Genomic DNA, 18,120 nt, shown 5'->3' with positions numbered 1-18,120 from the left:
TCCTATATTTAAGTGATCTTTTTATTGAAATCCAACATCCACTGACGTGAAAACGACGAAGTATACACATTGGTGTTCCACCCCTTTGTCGATCCCGTCAGTTTTTTCTCGAGACGCGATGAAAGGTGTGCGAGCCGCCCGACCAGTTGGTATAACGGTTGTTTTTTTTCGTCTTCAGCTTCGGACCTTTTCTTTCCTTCCAGACACCAACCTTGATCGGAAGCTTCGCCAAGCTTGTCGTTAATTTTATTTAGCTGGTTTTTAACAAAGGTATTGTATTTATTATGGGCATCATGAAACTGGCGACGGGCGTTTGTAATAACTTCTGCCGTGTAATCTTCTGCACTCACTTCGTGATATTCCTTTAATTTCGCACCCTTCGCCCCCCACTCTGAACCTTCCTTTTTCTGCGAGTAGGCGTAGTTTCCGGGAAGCCAAACCCCATTGGCTTTGCAGTTCACGTTATAGCCAATATTGCCAGCCTTCTGGCCCTCGTAGCGCAGGTATTCTTCGCCCTTATACAAGGCCGATTTATCCAGTGAGCCATGCCCAGGAATTAGATGGTGAGCCGCATAGGCCACCTCGAGTTCATATTTCCAATCGCTGCGAGACACCCCCTTCAACGTTGGGACCGACTCCGATCCACCAATCGCCCGACCAAGAGTTCCCGCGCAATTTTTGTGTTTGTACCCCTCAATACCCACCTTTAATCCGATTGCCGTTGTAATATCTTCATCCGAATCGTGAGTAAAATCATTTAATTCTGGCTTTGGTTCGTTTTCTTTTGAGTTACAAAAAGGACAATCGTCTTTTGAGTGCTTGTCTTCATCAATCATGGAGACTGCCACACCCTCTATTAACTCTGTCATTGTTTCTCCTTTTCTCGGCCGTAATCTTAAAGTGCTTAGCTACCGCTCTAAGCCACGCAAACTGCCCCTCTAGCAGACATATCTGATGAGCAATAAATCAACTTATATCGACTATCACCTTTATCTTTTGCATTTTTTGCTAAACACAGCATCGCTACTGCCGATGCTGCGCCAATATCACCATAACAATCTGCGGGATGTATTACTTCGTACTGGTCTTTAAATTTTGGAGCGTTTCGCACTATTGCCACGCCGTATTCTTTAGCGCCAAAGTTTTCGCCATTTAGACTGGAATATACGATCTCAACAGGTTTACCCACAGAACTGTTCGATATCGCTCTGGAGATCGCCGCTGAAAGGCCTTCGCCGCGATAGGGTTCATCGCTATAGCGATGCCCGGCCTCTTCGGCCAGCCCCGGAGAGTAGACTACCGTGTCACCTGTGCTCGCACTAATACTTTCCGAACTCAGCAGCACAAATGCGGCGCCCTCGCCGGGGATAAATCCATCGCTGATATTTAGTGCAAGAATACGATTCTGTTGATCTAAATGTGCAAGAAGGCCAGTATCCAAGTAGCTATCGATCCCGCCGACCAACACAGAGTCTCTTCCGCTTTCTTGAATAAAGGTAAATGCAGCATCTATAGCGAGCACGCCGCCAGCACGGCCACACGCAAAGATACAGCTGTTTTCAGTGTCGATGTTTATGCCCGTTTGGGTTTTTAGATGGTTGATAAAGGCAAATTGCACCGCAATTTCACTTCTGTACAATTTTTCTGGCACGGCCAGAAACAACGGGATAGGCTCGTCGATATCGCGCCCAATCAAGGCTTCCTTTAGAGCTGGCTCCGCGAGGCGTAGCATACGGCGCTGCCTAAAGCATAAGCCTGGCGCATAGGTAAGCTCTTCATTTAGAGCTGGTAATGCATCCTGCGGGATTAACGCCATTTTCATGGGGCTTATTTTTTTATTAAGAATAGCAACATCACGACTGGCACTTGTACCGCACTTCACTGAAGCCGCCGTCATTTCCACATCAGAACCTACCGCAGTGATCATTCCCACGCTTGAAATTTTAAGTGATTCTAAGTTTTCAAGCCCTGCCCCCGTCCGACTTTCATAGCTAGTTAAGCTCACTTTATCGTCCTCATCGTTTTTATCTGTATGGCTTTATTGTCGTTATTTGCCACCCGGAACCCGGGGCTCATCTCTTGCTGCAGGTCAGCTCTAGGTCCACGCAGCCCACTCCCTGTTCGCATTGCACTTGCAATCTAATGAATACGAGCCATCCCAATCAGGAACAGAGCTTTCGCTACCCGAATGACTTTGGCACATATTTCACTTTAAATCCCTGCAATTTTCATCGATAGAAGGTAACAGCCTCCCTTTTCCCAAGCACCGGGGAGCAAGGTGACCACTAACAGGCGATTGGGATTCAAAACCCATGCACAGAATACCACCAAGCACTGCTAGCCGTGAATAGACCCAGCTCCACCGAATGAGGTCACGGAATTCTCCCTATTAAACGACTCTGGTAAATTTCATTTCGCGTCTTCATCCCTATATGGCACCTGTAACAACTTAAGCTAGTGGTCATCCTTGTTCTATGTGCCTTCGTTCTAACTGTTAGCTTTGTTCTATATTCGCTATGCCGTTGGTCGCTCCACGCGACCTAAACAGCATGTAAAGTACAGCTGATATGAACGCCCCTTTGAGGCCGACAACTAGCGCATAGTGTTAAACTTCCGCCGCAGTGGAGTACTTTCTAACAGCGTTAACTATTCATTCCAATATCAAGGTTAAGCGACATGAAGATATTTGACATCATAAAGAACATTGGTATCCCCCTTGTTTCCGTTCTTACGGCCATTATGGTCGCTGTTTTAAATAATCAGGTGTCCAACAACGATTTAAATTTGCGGCAACGAGATCAGCTACTGCAGCAGCGGCTGGCGGAAATCGACACACAAGTTAAACAAAGCAGTGAAGAGCGCGAAGAAAGAGAAAGCAACCAGGATTTTAATTTAAGAATTTACGAGATTGTCACCCAATCTCTTGAACAGAGCGACCCCAAGAAGCAAGATGCGGCCAAAGCTTTTGTTGTGGTTATGGTGGACGAACCGCTACGGTCTTCACTTTTAAATGTACTGAAACAAGGTGGCGTACCGGAGATGCAACAGAAGATTGGAAGGATTCTGGAGGCTGAAGAGAAATTCCAAACAAATGTTGCCATGCTGCCATCGAAAACCCGAGAGGCCACCGCCAGTTACAAATGGGCCGACTGGGATTTTGATATTTTTTGGTGCGCGTCTTCTGGCCAGGCCGCTATGGATCAAGCAAGTCTCATTGGTGCGCAACTAGCGGCGGAAGGGGCGAAAGGACGAATACGCATTCGAGAGCTGCCAGACTCTATAAATGCCCGCTCGGGGTACCAAGTTACAGGGTATTCGATTCGTGCAAACAGTGAGGAGAAGGAGGTAGCACAGGCGCTCGGCTTGCTTTCTGAACAGGCATTAGCTAAAGCCGGAGTTAATCGTACCTTCCAGATAAGAAGCTCTACACAAAAAACGCCCTGGTACGTTAGCGCCTTTGTTTGCCCAATGGGATAAGCCACTAGCATTTGACGAAAGTTGCAGAAAAATATCTGTCCATTCCGAACGTAAGAGCACCGGCAAACAAGTAGTGTTTGCCGGTGCTCTACGCTACCTATCCCCCGTGTTTACCAGGCCTTATACGGCAAAAACTTCCCGTTCATGGTAATCACGACGCGGTCGCCTTTGGGGTTTTCTTCTTTTTCCACATCCATACTGAAGTCAATCGCACTCATAATTCCATCGCCAAATTTTTCCTGAATGACTTCTTTCAGGGTATCACCGTAAACACCAACGACTTCGTAAAGGCGATAGACGAGTGGATCTTGAGGAACACTTTGCTCCCAGGTTTTGGTTGGGTATTCCATAAGCGCGGCCTTTGCCTCTTCCGGCAATTCCAGTAGCGCACAAAGCTTGTCTGCCAACGTTTCTGGCATGCTGTTCATACCAAGGCAGGCGGAGGTCACCCACACGGTACCCATACCCAGCTCACTGGCAATGGCTTCCCAACTGAGGCCTTTGGATTTTTTTGCCAGTATTACGGCTTCTGTAACGTCGACTTTATTCATGTGGCCATTCCTATTAAGTGATTGTTGAATAATAAATTAGCAGATTGTGGTATCGAGCCAGGCGTTCTCAACGCCAAATTAAGAGGCATACAATAATCAGTAAAAATATAAAAGAAACACCCTGCCAAAATGCAACGGGATTACGATCAATTAGTGGTGGACGCGTTTTGTTTAAAAAACTGGTATTTGGGTGACGCAAGTCGTAAACGAATTCAGACATTACCTGGTAACGCTTTAAGGGTGTGACATGAACCGACTTTTTAATCGCGTCGTCCACCCAGTCGGGTATATCTTTGCGCTTATGATTTATCGGCGTGTACTGCAGTTTATTTTGAGCAGACGGAGTGCGTGCGGTGGAAACCTTAGTGCCGTAGGGCAGCGTTCCAGTTAGCATCTGGTAGCACATAACACCCAGGGAAAATACGTCTGAGCGTGGCGCCCCCCCCTGACCAATAAAATATTCCGGCGCGGTGTATTGAGCGGTACCTTGTATTTGCTCCGAGGCTTGAATCTCTGCAATACCGGCAACTTTAGTGGAACCGAAATCAATAATTTTCACCGTCCCATTGTGATCGATCATCACGTTGGCCGGACGCAGATCCTGGTGGATCATTTCCTGCCGATGAAAGGCCTGTAAACCTTTGGCGACCTGCTCTGCAATATCGCGAACCACTTCTACGCTGGGCCGGGGATTGTCGCGCATCCACTGCGTAAGGGTTTGCCCCTCGATATACTCGGTTGCCAGATAAAGGTAGTTACGCTTTCGCGAGATGGCAGTGGCCTTCAACACGTGCGCGTTATCTATTCGCTTGGCAATCCAGTCTTCCATCAGAAAGCGCTCGAGATAGGCGGCATTGTCGCGCATTTCGGTGGAGGGTGTTTTTATAACGACTTTCTGCTTACTCAGCTCATCTACGCCCAAATACACATGGCTGCGACTGCTGATATAAATTTCCCGCTCAATGTTATAACCATCAAACTGCATGCGCGCCTGCAGTTTGGGTGGCAACGGTAAAGTTGAAACCTGGTGGAACAGCTCGTCTATTTGATGATCGGGTAGCTGGTCAATTTTAACAATTTGCACACTGAGATTGTCGCCACTGGCGGCATCGAACGCCTGTTGCGTGATGCTGCGTGCGGCACGGTCGAGATCGCTCCTGTTTTCGTTGAAAGCCTGCACGATACCGCTGGCACTGACGTGCTCATACACCCCGTCGCTGGCGAGCACAAACACATCGCCCTCTTCGACTGAAAGCGTCTGGTAGTCCATATCCAGCGTCTGATGAATGCCCAGCGCGCGCGTGAGGTAGCTGGTTTCCTCATCCAACTGATGACGATGATCTTCGGTAAGTTGCTCCAAATCGTTGTCTATCAGACGAAAAATACGTGTGTCGCCGGAGTGAAACAGGTGTGCCGAATTGGATTTTATAATGAGCGCGCTAAAGGTGCAGATATAACCCTTATCTTTGTTGAATCGATGTGGACTGCTGCGCGTTTGGGAAAATAGCCAGGAATTGGTTGCCTGCAACACACGTTCGGCCGACGTTTTTACCGACCATGCATCGGAGGTACAAAAGTAGTCTTGAAGGAAGCCGTTTACCGCAGTTTCGCTGGCAATCTGGCTGACATTGCTGCTGCTAATGCCATCGGCGACGGCTATCGCAATCCCCTTGGTACTGAGTAATGGCTCCTTTGGTATGTAGGCGCCAATAGAATCTTGATTAATTGCTTTTCGGCCTTTGTCACTGTGCTGGCCGATCGATACTTGAAGCTGTTGTCTCATAACATTCATATCCACCCGCTTGCGGGTGGATATTCCAAGTTCAGCTTAAGCGAGTTTACGCTCTGGGCTGGTGCGCACGTGTGTAAAGTATAAGGGTAAGCCGACCAACAGAAGACCGCCCGCAAGATTGCCCAGTACCGTGGGTATTTCATTCCAGATCAGGTAATCCGTTACCGTAAACTCGCCACCCATGATCATGGAAAACGGAAACAGGAACATGTTCACAATGGAGTGCTCGAAGCCCATAAAGAAGAAGAGCATAACCGGCATCCACATCGCCATCATTTTACTCGTGGCGGAGGTTGAAATCATCGCGCCAACAACACCCATGGAGACCATCCAGTTGCACAGCATGCCGCGAATAAAGATGGTGAACCAACCAGCTAGGCCGTACTCTTTGTAGCCGAGTGTACGAGCTTCACCAATGCTACCGACTTTAGCGGCGATTGCGCCACCATCAACACTGTAGCCGTAAGTCAGAATGAAGGACATCATAAACGCCGTGGTTAAGGCACCGGCGAAATTACCAACAAAGACGAGGCCCCAGTTACGCATGACCTGAGCAAAGGTAACGCCCGGGCGCTTGTCCAATAGCGCAAGGGGAACCAGGGTAAACACACCGGTAAGCAAGTCGAACTTCATCAGATAAAGCATGATAAAACCGACGGGGAATAGAATAGCACCCACCAAAGGTGAGCCTGTTTTAATCGCAACTGTGATCGCAAAGATCGCCGCCAGACCAAGAATCGCACCGGCCATATACGCGCGAATAAACGTATCTTTAGTTGACATGTAAACTTTCTGTTCGCCTGAGTCGACCATTTTGGTCACAAACTCACTGGGTTCGATATAAGCCATGGTTTTGTCTCTTATTAATGGTGAGTTACAAATACATAACCTCACCAAAGCAAAAGCTATGCCCACCCAAAAATAAACACCCTAATCGTTTGATATATAAGGAATAAAGATGGAATTGCCTATAAAGCTTAAACCGTTAGAGCTCCATTATGGGGCGCAACCAAGCCGAACTGACACATTACGAGGCGCCAACATATAGGATTTAGTGGAGCTGGCGGCTAGGCGCCAAATGGTGACTTAAAAAGGTGCAATTGAGAAATGGGCCAGGGACTTAATGCGGATAAAAACCGGGAGTGTTGCTCCCGGCTGAAAAAACAGACTCAATCACTAGCGCCGGCGCGGCCATGCAAACCCGGCAAGAATCACTAACATAGCAAGACCAAAGCTACCGCCACCGCCTGAAGAGTTAGAGCTAGGCTCCGCAGCCTCAGAGCTGGACGATTCCTGGCTTGATGACGAACTACTGCTCGAAGCGGTATCCGAGCTTTCACCCGCAAATTCACCATCTAACAGGCTCTTAACGGAATCGAACCAGGCTGAGCCGAGCTTTTGATGTCCAGCCGTGTTCGGGTGCACCCCATCAGAGGTATCAGTAATAACATCAAACCCCGTCCAAACATCGACAATACCAATGGGTGAAGTGGCTGTACTCAGGCCCTGTGCCCATTCAACCAGGGCTCCGTTTAGCGCTTCAACCGCCGCGTAACAACTTGAGCACGGGTATTCGGTCGGCTCCATGGGAATTATTTGCGCAACCAGAATTTTCATACTGGAATTGTTATCCCGCATATCTTCCACTAGGGCCGTAAACGAGGAGAGTATTTGTGTTGTGGGCACACTGTTCCATACATCGTTAGTTCCCAAGTGCATCAGCACCACTTCGGGATTGCTTGTCTCCAGCCAACCCACCAGACTATTGTCATTGGCAATATCGCGGGCCAAAAACCCGCCATGGCCTTCGTTATCCGCATCGTGATCAAAGCCACAGTGAGGGGCAGACAGGCTACCCACAAAATCGATGTCCCTATACCCTGCGTCGCTCAGCTGCTGCCACAAGTAAGCGCGCCAGCAACCGGGGCTACCCGTGATCGAGTCGCCAAGAGGCATAATACGTGTAGCCAAAACCTGGCTGGAAAACAGGGTGAGCAATAGAGCGGCTGCCATGCCACCCAGCCCTAAACGTCTGAAACTGAACATACAATAAACCTTTTTTTAATTCTCATTATGACCCGGAACCGACCAACTGTAACCGGTTACACCGCATCATACACGACTACACAATCCAGAGGCAGCTTATACCTCATCAGAACCACAATCTGCGAGCCACCAAGAGCCGCCTTTGATGCGAGTATACATTCCTCTGGGCCTGATATGCGGCAGCCCTGATAGAGGCAAAAGTGGCAATGACTCCTCGCGCCTAGCCCGAGTAGGATTTAAGGAGTGAAACCGAAAAAATGTAGCTGAAACGCCAAGTATTACCCTCGCCATTCAAATATTGCGGCGGCCTTTGCCCGCAGCCACGAATACCGTTTTCGAGCAGATAACGATATATATCTAAGCCTATATTTTTTCTATGGCTGAAAAAACAAAAGGTCTCTTGCTACCATCGACAAAGGCCACCGGGAATTATGCCGATAGTGTATTAGCTAACGTAATATCATAGCTTCAAGCTAAGATTCACCGCAGGGGAAATTGCAGCGCCCGGATAGAGCCGCATCGCTAAAACGTAGATAGCCAAAAATAACGGAGAGACTAAGATGATGGATAAACCAGTGGGCTATACATTTACCCCTAATACCGAAACCACCGTTGCGCCAAGCCAGAGATTACATCTTATTTTGCTAGGTGTTAAAAACGTATTGAACTCCATACAGTTTTATCAGGATCTTGGCTGGGCGAAATCCTCTACCGGTCATGATGGCTTTGCCAAGTTCGACCTCGGAGGCTACGCTCTGTGTTTGATACCAAGAAAAGACCTTGCGCAGGACGCTCTCTTTGATTCGCCGGAGGGGACTGGATTCTCTGGTATTGGACTAGTGTATTTGGCAAAAACGCCAGATGACGTTCCACTCATTTTACAGAGAGCGGTAAAAGCGGGTGGTACACTGGTAAAACCTGCGACGCGTACACCGTGGGGAATTGCCGGATATTTTAAAGATCCCGACGGCCACCTTTTTGAGGTGGATTACGAAGAGACCTGGGTATTGGATAACGACCATAAACTGGTCGTAGATGAGCTTAATTAGCTAATATCTTGAAGCCGCTGAAACCTTAGGCATTTTCCCATAAAAGGATTTACCACAAGGGTGCGACATATCAGTGCCTACCCGGGTAGCAGGCAACCTTCCCTACCCAGAAAATGGGGCACCACTGACTCCGGGGCGCCCCTATACGCCTACAACCCTTACCCTGTAAGTTCGGCCTTTAAGCTTGCCCTTACTGATTTTCGCCAGCGCTTGTCGCGATTGGTCACGGGTAACCGCGACATAGGAGTTAAATTGAAAAATTTGAATTTTCCCAATTTTATCACCAGGAATTCCACCCTCACCCGTTAGTGCTCCCACAATATCGCCAGGACGTACTTTATGCTTTTTACCGCCGTCTATCTGCAACGTAACCATCGGTGGTTTTTTCGGAGGGGCACTGTCTTTTTCTGCGGGTAGCTCCACTATTTCTAGGCTGCGACCCAGACTCTGTTCCAACCTTTTAATTTTTGTGCTTTCTTTTTCACTTACCAGACTAGCAGCAATACCACTTTTCCCAGCTCTTCCCGTTCGCCCCACTCGGTGAACATGTATTTCCGAATCCCGTGCCAAATGGTAATTAATCACCATATCCAGTTCTTCGATATCTAAACCGCGCGCAGCTACATCGGTTGCGACCAACACAGAGGCACTTTTATTGGAAAAACATACCAGCGTGCGGTCCCGATCTTTTTGTTCCATATCTCCGTGCAAGGCTAACGCCGTATAGCCCTCCTCACGCAGATACTCTGCGGCTTCATCGGTCTCGCGCTTGGTGTTACAAAAAACAACTGTCGAGACAGGGGAAAAGTGTGCAAGTAAACGCGCAACTGCTTGCGGCCGCTCCTCATTATTATCGACATGATAAAAATGCTGTTTGATACTACTTTCGCTGTGAGCAGCTCCGGCCTCGACCATCACCGGATTTTTTTGCACGCGTGCGGCAAGCGACTCAATGGCGCTAGGAAAGGTTGCACTAAACAAAAGTGTTTGACGATCTTCAGGGATCTCTTTAACAATCGCATCCAAGGTCTCCTGAAAGCCCATATCCAGCATACGATCAGCTTCGTCCAGCACCAGCATATTCACGTCTGACAGGTTAAGGCGCTGTTTGCGCACATGATCTTCGATTCGACCGGGTGTTCCCACGACAATATGCGCACCGTGTTCCAAGGAACCAATTTGTGGTCCCATGGGCATGCCACCGCACAGCGTTAAAATTTTAATATTGTGTATCGCGCGGGCTAGTTTACGCAGCTCGCGCGCAACCTGATCGGCCAGCTCTCGTGTAGGACAGAGCACCAGCGCCTGCACACGAAAACGACCCACCTCCAATTTATTCAATACGCCCAAACCAAAGGCGGCGGTTTTACCCGAGCCAGTTTTGGCCTTACCGATAACATCTTGCCCCTCCAGCACCGGCGGCAAGGCCAGCGCTTGTATATCCGTCATTTTTGTATAACCCAGATCAACAAGATTGCTGAGCAGAGCGGGGGCCAAAGGAAGAGTATCGAAAGAGAGTACAGAGTCGTCAGAGGACAAGAGTTGCTCCAGTATAGAGTTTTCGCGGCTATCGGCGTATAGGGAAAGTAGAGGTAGAACTAACCCGGAATCGCGCATTATATCCCTCCCATACCTTAGGGGCGATATTTTTGTGGCCTACAAAGACTCTTAAGCTTAGCGGCAATACCCAATTCAAAGCACATTCCAGCTACACACATCAATATGAACCGGCTCTACTGGCGATAAATGATGGGCGCGAATAAGGCTGATTCTGGATTCTGGTGGTAACGCGCACTAAACAAAACGGACCTGTCGTGCTCGGGCGCTCACACACACCCTCAAGGCAAACACCGAGCCTGCCTCCACTATCGTTCTGCTGGCGACAACTTCAATCATTCCATGGAAAAAGTTCAGCGTTGCGCAGAACCCTTTCCATTTACTTCTAATTTTTTATGTTGGGTCAGATATTAAATAGCACTATTTAATTTTTCTTAGCCCAATCAACACCAAAACACCAGACAACAACAGTAGCAGGGTTGAGGGTTCTGGAACATCTACCAAATCGCTCTCTGACGCAAGCACCGTATTTTCCTGAACCCCATTTTCGATAGTGTCTTTTTGTACATCAACAGTTTGCCCGAAACTATACCGGCCAGAGATCATGATTGACACCGCGAACATCGATCCAAAACCGTGACGGATATCAACCGAGACTATCGGCCACAACTCGAAATTACTCAGAAAGTTAATAGACGGTACACGGTCATCACAGTAAAAATCAAGCAAACCACACACATCGACAGTGCTAGCAGCAGCGCTGATTTTTTTTACCCTCACATCGGTACGGTCACCCATTAGGGGTTGGTAAACGACTGCGCTCAAAAAAACATGAACGGGATAACCCCAGCCGTTTTGCAGCGTATCCTTTTTAACAACCATCGAGTTTACACCCGAAGACAGCGTTAGCAACGCAGCCAACACAATTAACGATCTTAAAAAATGTCCTATCACGATAGTCATCTAAACAACTCCTTTTACGTTTCCCCAAAACCCCCTCGCTCCAAATACATCTGTTTTTCATCTATCACTAGACTCATTGCAACTTCTTTTATACCGTGATTTTATAAGGTATGTAAATTACGCCTTATTACCAGACGTCTACACGCTCCTTTTTATAAATGCCATCTCGCGAAGCAGAATGGTCACCCACAATCCGAAAGCCTGCGACTAAACGGCCCGCGTATATACGGGTTCGGTGTTGCATACCTTGTACCAACCCACATTTATTAAAAATTTCAATAGTCTATTTTTCTCGCTAGCACACACACGTAAAACAACTCGACATTAACAGCGATTGCAGTGCCAGTTACGAGAACTGCAGTGGCACCGTAAATATGCATAACTCTACAACTTTATTTTTACATAGAAAATTTATTAACTCGTTTAAAATTTCTATTTACATACAAATCAATTTTTTAAATATGATATAACCAGTCGTAATTACCCTAGGGTTCCTCAAAATTCAAAAAAGTCGAGCCACTCAAAATGTACACGCTTTTAGCTGAACTGCGTCTCCCTCCTCCCATCACCCAAGAACATAAAATAACGCCAGAAACAACACGTAGAGAGAGAAAATCCAGGGAAAATCACGAAAACAACAAAATTGTTTAGGGGTCGATTAGAAAAGGAATAAACATAGAATTTTTTTGGTGCGCGGGCTAGAGAAACGCCAGTGCAACTAATTAACTAGAGCGGAATTGTTTTAATCGTGGGCATTGCACACAACGGTGTAATGCCCAGCGTAATTTTACGGAGCCGCCTGGGGGTTAAGCTCGCGGATAATGGACTGGCTTCGCATTGTTTGCACCGTTACCTGCTCAAAATCACTTGTTGGCTGCGCTTCCTGCTTAGTATAAACCAACAACCTCGCCGTTAATTCACAGCCCAGAATCTCTAAATCTTCCGGCACATTGAAATAGTCGTCGGGTAAAAAATAGAAAGGGCTGGATACCAGCGTCACATTTTGATTGGGATAGCGAATAGAATAATTAACCGGGTGATTATTGACAACATCACACCAGTAGTAAAAACGCAAACCATAATCTTTATTCTCGTCTTCATCCCACTCTACGACTAGCTCATCGGTCAGCAGCAACACGTCATCTTCCGGCATCAGAGTGAACGGCGTCTCCTCCGGCAGTATAACATTTGCAGTATGTAATGCCGCAGTAGAACCCCGATTCAACGTCACCACTACTTCGGTTCCCGGCGCGGTAACGCCTAGCTCTTCACTGTAATCCATAAAGAATTTTTCATCTTCCGAAATTACCGGAACACCGACAATAGATGTTGTCATGCCATCAACGCTAATTGAAAGCGCATCGGCTTCTGCCAGCTCGATCGAGTAGAAATAACCATCGCGATCAATGCCATAAAATTCGACATTCAGATGCGTGTGCCCTTCGGCTTCATCTTCAGTTGGCTCATGCACCTCGACGCCAACATATAAACTAATGTTTTCAGTTTTAATATTGGAGGAAGAGCGCAAGGTATCGGGAAAGTTATCATCCCCGTCACAGCCGAGGACAAGTAGCACAACAGTAAGAAGCAGGAATATTTTCATAATAATATCTCCCAGTTGGAGGGTAGCTTTGGGTTACATTAGCATTTCATGAAAAGGAATCTGTAATTTTATGTTCGAACACTCGTCGATTCCTGCGCTGCGCCGCAATATTCACTTATCGATATGCAAACACGGAATTTCCACGCTTACCTTTGATCCATCGCATGCTAGCAACGTATACTCTCGTGCTGAAAAAAGCACAATAAGCTTAAATAGCCTTGCTATTCTAGCTATCCTTCTTCTCGCAAACTATACGGGTATATTATGAAACTCGAATCTTTAGCACTGCATTTTGGTTACGAGCCAGAAGCAACAACCAAGGCTGCGGCCGTTCCCATTTACCAAACGACCTCCTACACCTTCGATGATACACAGCACGGGGCAGATCTGTTCGATCTAAAAGTTCAGGGAAATATCTATACCCGTATTATGAACCCGACTACCGCTGTATTAGAGCAGCGACTTACTGCGATGGAGGGTGGCATTGGCGCATTGGCCACCGCCTCTGGCATGGCAGCAATTACCTATGCCGTTCAATGCCTGTGCTCGGTCGGCGATAATATTGTCAGCACCAGTCAACTCTATGGCGGTACATATAATTTATTTGCTCACACACTGCCCAACCAGGGCATTGAAGCCCGCATGGTTTCCCATGATGATTTTGATGGCTTTGCAAAAGCAATAGACGATAACACCAAAGCCGTTTTTTGCGAATCTATCGGCAACCCTGCGGGCAATGTGGTGGATATAGAGAAGCTGGCTGATATCGCTCATAAATACGGCGTTCCTCTGATAGTTGATAACACCGTTGCAACGCCTTATTTGTGTCGCCCGTTTGAGCACGGCGCAGATATTGTTGTTCATTCATTAACAAAATATATTGGCGGCCACGGCACGTCCATCGGCGGCATTATTGTCGACTCTGGAAAATTTGACTGGGTTGCGAATAAAGAGCGCTTCCCTGTTTTCAACCAACCCGACCCCTCCTACCACGGCGTGGTGTACACCGAGGCTCTGGGTGAAGCGGCTTATATTGCTCGCTGCCGCGTAGTGCCACTTCGAAACACTGGCGCTGCTATTTCTCCAATGAACTCTTTTCAGATTTTACAGGGCCTGGAGACCCTGGGCCTGCGGATCGACCGTCACTGCGAAAATGCCGAGAAACTGGCCGCCTGGCTGCAACGTCACGAAAAGGTCCTCTGGGTTAATTATGCCGCACTGCCAGACAGCCCCTACCGCAGCAACTGCCAAAAAATCACATCTGGAAAAGCATCCGGTATTTTAAGCTTTGGTATTACGGGCGGACTGGAAGCTGGCGCGAAATTTATCGACGCACTGCAGATGATTTTGCGACTCGTCAATATTGGCGATGCCAAATCCCTCGCCTGTCACCCGGCGTCGACAACTCATCGACAGCTAAATGAAGAAGAAATGGCCGCTGCAGGCGTATCGGCTGATCTTATTCGTATTTCTGTGGGCATTGAGAATATCGACGATATTATCGCCGATGTTTCACAGGCCCTGGATCACGTTTAAGGCGAAAGCGATTGCAGCAACTGACAACTATTATTTGGGGAGTAAGCTATGAAAGGGAAGTCGTTAGTTGCTGCGATTATTATTGTTTTTCTATCGTTTGCCAGCCTGGGTATCTACCTGTTCGGCAACAGCCAAATAAATGCTGTTGATCGCTATGGGTTCTTTCGCGAGCACAACAATCAGTTAGTCACCCAGTTTGGCTCTCACCTAGTTTGGTTCGATAATAACGCTCTGGAGTCCCAGAATTTTGATATGGAATCGCTTGGGATTCAGCCTCACGGAGACTACGCTTTTTTTAGCAATGGCGAGCTACTGGTCTATCATCTGGAGCAGGCTCCGGGAATTCGTTACAACCTCCTACGCTTTCTTCGCCTAAAGAAAAACAACGACGCACCCCCATCGAATAGAAGCGGATTTTTCCGCTGTAATCTGTATACCCTAAACTGTTCGCGCTTCGCCCCACAACTACCCGCACTAAAAAGCAGTTTTCGTTTATGGGTAATGCACGATAGCGATAACGTTATTGTCGCCGATACCCCGGCCTTTAAACTTTACAAACTTAACGACAGAGGTGAAACGCTCGCCTACAGCAACAATAAAACTTTTCGCTTTCCCAACCAATTACTCTACGTTGAAAATGCTTTGTGGGTGGCCGATACCAACCACCACCGCCTGGCTAAAATTTCGCTTAGCAGCGATAATTTTTCCCATATCGAAGATACACTACCGACTGAATTAAATATGGAATATCGCTGGCCAAACCAAATGGCCAAGTCTTCCAGTACATGGTGGGTTAACATCGGCGATTCCACCATGGCCAACGGCCGCATTATTCAATACTCCAATACAGGGGATCAGCTTGCAGAACTGCCCACAAAAAATGCTGAGATGCGCGACCCACTCGCCATGACCTTTTGGCAGGATGCCCTTTGGGTAAATAACTTCGCAAAACCGCTTATATATCGTTTCGACCAAAACAACAAATCTCTACCAGAGCCCAAATCGCCCACGCTATCCCGACTAACTCAAACAAGTGAAACCCAAGCACGCAATGGCTCCCAGATTAAAACCTTTGGCTTAGCCTCTCTAATATTAGTGTTAATTGGCGGATTTTACAGCGCCTGGATTTTAGAGCGAAAGCAAACCCTCAATCATTTTCAGCGGCTTACCTCGGGCACATCGACAACACATACTCACAAGCCAGCCAAGCCTGTAGAGGAAGGAAAGATTTTTTGGCTCGATAACACACTCGCTAAGCCGCTGCGATACATTAAAATTACCGGTGTAATATCGGTCACCTCACTCCTGCTTTTTAGCTTCCTCACATTTTTCGGAATCGTTCCTATCGATACCTTTAGTGTGAACACGCTAACCTTTTTAACTCTAATGTGCGCCCTTACAGGTATTCTTCTCTATTCACTGAAGCGCCACTTATCCCAGCAAAAAATTGGTGTTATCGGTGATTCACTTATTTTGCATAAATCAGATAGACAAAAGACGATTGCACGTGGCAACAATATTATTTTTAATGATCGTTTTTTGATGGCTGACAATGTGCTAATTTTAATCGGCAGCCCGCAATATCGATTTTTTGATAATGGCGATTTGCTAGATTACGTTTTCCCTAGATTAAAAGAAGCTCGGAGGTGCGGACAGATCGAAGCTCTTACCATTTCGTGGCGGGCATCAAAGGATCAATTACTCATTTTTTCAGTACTCATAGCCGTTATGATTCTATTTGTAGTACTGTCGCCGCTATAGTTTAGCGCCCAATAAAAAGCGTAAGTCAGTTTTCACCGGCTTACGCTGTTCTTGTCGATATGTTTGTCTTTTAAATACCCACACGAGAAGGTAGTAATTCTTCACAATCTTCCGCAGTTTGCGGTATTACACCATTTTCCTCAAAGCCATTTTCCGTATGCCAGTCGCGAATATCGCCATCGAAATCAAAACGCAGCGCATAACGCTCCTGTCCATCGACAACAAGGGTGCCGGCCGGCTTGATAATGGATTGGTAGGTCGCACCCAGGAACGTCATCGTTAGCAGCACACTGTAGGATTCGTTGTTGTCGGCAGTAGCTCCCAGTAGGGTCCAGAAACCCTCGACCAATTCACCTCGGGTATTGCCCTCGCCCAGTGATCCTTCACTGCTGGCACCATCAATATATTTCGCACACGCTTTGATCGATCCGGACACAGCGCCTTGCTCACCGGAAAAAAAGAAGGCAACTTCAATATCTTTTAGGTCATTCGGCGCTTGCCCAAGATCCGGATCGGAAAGGTGGACTTTTTTCCCGGCTAGAGCACTAAACGCTTCTGCGCCCTCGGGCAAACTTACGGCCTGCTGGAAGTCTTCCACCGTATCAAAATCATCTCCGAAAAAATCGTTATTCACGAGCTCCGATACGAACGCGTTATTTTCGCCCAAGCTTTCCGTTAAACCCACCAACAATGCCGCATTATCACTATTGGTTACAAAGTTAATTGCATTCTCGATCGTCGTATCTATCCCGCCATTTTCATTTAGATTTTTAACAACAATAGTTTCCAATAATCGCACCGCGCCCTCTAGCTCGTCAGCACTATGAACAGTTTGCTGAATATTGATAATGTGATCGACCACATTGGGCACTTGAACCACGTGTTCTACGGTTCGCTCAAACGCTCCCGGAGAGAAAGGTGAGCCCATATCGGCGGGCAGATCCAATTCACGAAGCGTATAGATTGATCGCAGCTCATCCTCAGTATTTTCCAGTACCGACAGCAGGGTGCCCTCGCTAGCCAACAACGTTTCCACATCGTCCTCACCAGCCAAAACAAACTCCGCAAGGTTTTTATATACCAACTGACTCGCGTCGTTCGGTGTACCCAAGTTTTCACCAATTTCAAAGTAGGTATCGGTAAGCGCATCAGATAGAATCGTGACCGATTTATGTATGGTGAGTGCAGTATTAATAAGTTGAGGGCTTATAGAATCGTTGTGCAGGTAATCGACATCCAGATCCGGTGCATTCAGGCCCAGCCTATTCAGAACTGCATGCTGATTTTCCTCGCCGTCAATCGACGTCAACAATGTAGTAATGGGCGTAACAATGAAATCATTCTCCACCTCTGTATTAATATCAACACGCCGACTCAACTGTCCGATAAAGGGTTCCCCCGTTTGTACATCGTAGCCGCCATCCACACGAATAACTGCCGTTGCCAGTACGGTATTTAATCGCAAGCAGTATTGTTGCAGCGCCGCGCTGGCATCAGCCGCGCAATAATCGGTATCGGTATTGGGGTTGTAGCTGTAGTAGCCCTCGTCGTCCGTAAACGCAAACGGCTCCCAGGCATCGCGCGTCCCGTTGTTGTTGGTGTCCATAAATACTGTCGCACGGGCTAGGTAGCCATCGATAACACGGCCGGACAATACCGTATCAACATGACTCGGCGATCCTACATCCTGCCCAGAACCTCCACACGCAATTAGACCCACGCCAAGGCCAAATACGGAGCCAATTTTTAGTAAGCTGTTTAAACGCATAAGTTACACCATCAATA

The 18,120-nt window shown here is 47.4% G+C and carries 14 protein-coding genes; 4 read left to right on the top strand and 10 right to left on the bottom strand.

Annotated elements, in window-relative coordinates:
* Nucleotides 1–8: 8 nt before the first annotated feature.
* Together H5715_RS17320 and H5715_RS17315 are read right to left on the bottom strand one after the other, a co-directional pair.
* A complete protein-coding gene (locus H5715_RS17320; protein ID WP_075186213.1) occupies nucleotides 9–869 on the bottom strand; it encodes an AHH domain-containing protein in 861 nt (286 codons plus the stop codon).
* Nucleotides 870–916: 47 nt separating this feature from the next.
* Complete coding sequence (locus tag H5715_RS17315; RefSeq protein WP_185906562.1) at nucleotides 917–2,005, bottom strand: beta-ketoacyl synthase N-terminal-like domain-containing protein; 1,089 nt, start codon at nucleotides 2,003–2,005, stop codon at nucleotides 917–919.
* A gap of 671 nt (nucleotides 2,006–2,676) precedes the next feature.
* Between H5715_RS17315 and H5715_RS17310 the strand changes: the two genes are divergently transcribed.
* Nucleotides 2,677–3,477: a hypothetical protein gene (locus tag H5715_RS17310; RefSeq protein WP_075186215.1), complete on the top strand. Its 801-nt coding sequence runs from the start codon at nucleotides 2,677–2,679 to the stop codon at nucleotides 3,475–3,477.
* Between the two features lie 110 nt (nucleotides 3,478–3,587).
* Here H5715_RS17310 and cynS read toward each other — a convergent pair whose 3' ends face one another.
* From cynS to H5715_RS17290, 4 genes are all read right to left on the bottom strand, one after another.
* On the bottom strand, nucleotides 3,588–4,028 hold the full coding sequence (cynS, locus tag H5715_RS17305) for a cyanase (RefSeq protein WP_075186216.1): 441 nt from the start codon (nucleotides 4,026–4,028) through the stop codon (nucleotides 3,588–3,590).
* A gap of 67 nt (nucleotides 4,029–4,095) precedes the next feature.
* Entirely contained in the window at nucleotides 4,096–5,820 is a 1,725-nt protein-coding gene (locus H5715_RS17300) for a bifunctional protein-serine/threonine kinase/phosphatase (protein WP_246434603.1), read from the bottom strand.
* Between the two features lie 36 nt (nucleotides 5,821–5,856).
* Entirely contained in the window at nucleotides 5,857–6,669 is an 813-nt protein-coding gene (locus H5715_RS17295; protein WP_075186217.1) for a formate/nitrite transporter family protein, read from the bottom strand.
* Nucleotides 6,670–6,996: 327 nt separating this feature from the next.
* A complete protein-coding gene (locus H5715_RS17290; protein ID WP_083608071.1) occupies nucleotides 6,997–7,866 on the bottom strand; it encodes an SGNH/GDSL hydrolase family protein in 870 nt (289 codons plus the stop codon).
* A 560-nt stretch (nucleotides 7,867–8,426) separates the two neighbouring features.
* Here H5715_RS17290 and H5715_RS17285 point away from each other — a divergent pair.
* Nucleotides 8,427–8,915, top strand: coding sequence for a VOC family protein (locus H5715_RS17285; protein WP_221892312.1), 489 nt, complete (start codon nucleotides 8,427–8,429; stop codon nucleotides 8,913–8,915).
* A 141-nt stretch (nucleotides 8,916–9,056) separates the two neighbouring features.
* Here H5715_RS17285 and dbpA read toward each other — a convergent pair whose 3' ends face one another.
* The 3 genes from dbpA to H5715_RS17270 form a co-directional block, all read right to left on the bottom strand.
* Entirely contained in the window at nucleotides 9,057–10,454 is a 1,398-nt protein-coding gene (gene dbpA, locus H5715_RS17280; protein WP_075186407.1) for an ATP-dependent RNA helicase DbpA, read from the bottom strand.
* A gap of 438 nt (nucleotides 10,455–10,892) precedes the next feature.
* Nucleotides 10,893–11,435: a PEP-CTERM sorting domain-containing protein gene (locus tag H5715_RS17275; protein ID WP_075186219.1), complete on the bottom strand. Its 543-nt coding sequence runs from the start codon at nucleotides 11,433–11,435 to the stop codon at nucleotides 10,893–10,895.
* A 787-nt stretch (nucleotides 11,436–12,222) separates the two neighbouring features.
* Nucleotides 12,223–13,038 carry a hypothetical protein gene (locus H5715_RS17270; RefSeq protein WP_075186220.1) on the bottom strand — a complete coding sequence of 272 codons (816 nt, stop codon included), beginning with the start codon at nucleotides 13,036–13,038 and terminating at the stop codon, nucleotides 12,223–12,225.
* A gap of 264 nt (nucleotides 13,039–13,302) precedes the next feature.
* Between H5715_RS17270 and H5715_RS17265 the strand changes: the two genes are divergently transcribed.
* Together H5715_RS17265 and H5715_RS17260 are read left to right on the top strand one after the other, a co-directional pair.
* Complete coding sequence (locus tag H5715_RS17265; protein WP_075186221.1) at nucleotides 13,303–14,574, top strand: O-acetylhomoserine aminocarboxypropyltransferase/cysteine synthase family protein; 1,272 nt, start codon at nucleotides 13,303–13,305, stop codon at nucleotides 14,572–14,574.
* A 48-nt stretch (nucleotides 14,575–14,622) separates the two neighbouring features.
* Entirely contained in the window at nucleotides 14,623–16,335 is a 1,713-nt protein-coding gene (locus tag H5715_RS17260; RefSeq protein WP_075186222.1) for an NHL repeat-containing protein, read from the top strand.
* Between the two features lie 70 nt (nucleotides 16,336–16,405).
* Here the strand turns inward: H5715_RS17260 and H5715_RS17255 are convergent, their stop codons facing one another.
* Nucleotides 16,406–18,103, bottom strand: coding sequence for a hypothetical protein (locus H5715_RS17255; protein WP_246434601.1), 1,698 nt, complete (start codon nucleotides 18,101–18,103; stop codon nucleotides 16,406–16,408).
* Between the last annotated feature and the right edge of the window lie 17 nt (nucleotides 18,104–18,120).

It is taken from the genome of Teredinibacter haidensis (assembly GCF_014211975.1).
Taxonomy (GTDB): domain Bacteria; phylum Pseudomonadota; class Gammaproteobacteria; order Pseudomonadales; family Cellvibrionaceae; genus Teredinibacter; species Teredinibacter haidensis.
This window is presented reverse-complemented; position numbering and strand designations above follow the sequence as displayed.

Bases quoted from the DNA above. Each gene is read 5' to 3' on its own strand.
- H5715_RS17295 (WP_075186217.1), bottom strand. From the start codon at position 6,669: ATGGCTTATATCGAACCCAGTGAGTTTGTGACCAAAATGGTCGACTCA.
- H5715_RS17255 (WP_246434601.1), bottom strand. From the start codon at position 18,103: ATGCGTTTAAACAGCTTACTAAAAATTGGCTCCGTATTTGGCCTTGGC.
- H5715_RS17285 (WP_221892312.1), top strand. From the start codon at position 8,427: ATGATGGATAAACCAGTGGGCTATACATTTACCCCTAATACCGAAACC.
- H5715_RS17270 (WP_075186220.1), bottom strand. From the start codon at position 13,038: ATGAAAATATTCCTGCTTCTTACTGTTGTGCTACTTGTCCTCGGCTGT.
- H5715_RS17290 (WP_083608071.1), bottom strand. From the start codon at position 7,866: ATGTTCAGTTTCAGACGTTTAGGGCTGGGTGGCATGGCAGCCGCTCTA.
- H5715_RS17265 (WP_075186221.1), top strand. From the start codon at position 13,303: ATGAAACTCGAATCTTTAGCACTGCATTTTGGTTACGAGCCAGAAGCA.
- H5715_RS17320 (WP_075186213.1), bottom strand. From the start codon at position 869: ATGACAGAGTTAATAGAGGGTGTGGCAGTCTCCATGATTGATGAAGAC.
- H5715_RS17310 (WP_075186215.1), top strand. From the start codon at position 2,677: ATGAAGATATTTGACATCATAAAGAACATTGGTATCCCCCTTGTTTCC.
- H5715_RS17260 (WP_075186222.1), top strand. From the start codon at position 14,623: ATGAAAGGGAAGTCGTTAGTTGCTGCGATTATTATTGTTTTTCTATCG.
- cynS (WP_075186216.1), bottom strand. From the start codon at position 4,028: ATGAATAAAGTCGACGTTACAGAAGCCGTAATACTGGCAAAAAAATCC.
- H5715_RS17275 (WP_075186219.1), bottom strand. From the start codon at position 11,435: ATGACTATCGTGATAGGACATTTTTTAAGATCGTTAATTGTGTTGGCT.
- H5715_RS17300 (WP_246434603.1), bottom strand. From the start codon at position 5,820: ATGAATGTTATGAGACAACAGCTTCAAGTATCGATCGGCCAGCACAGT.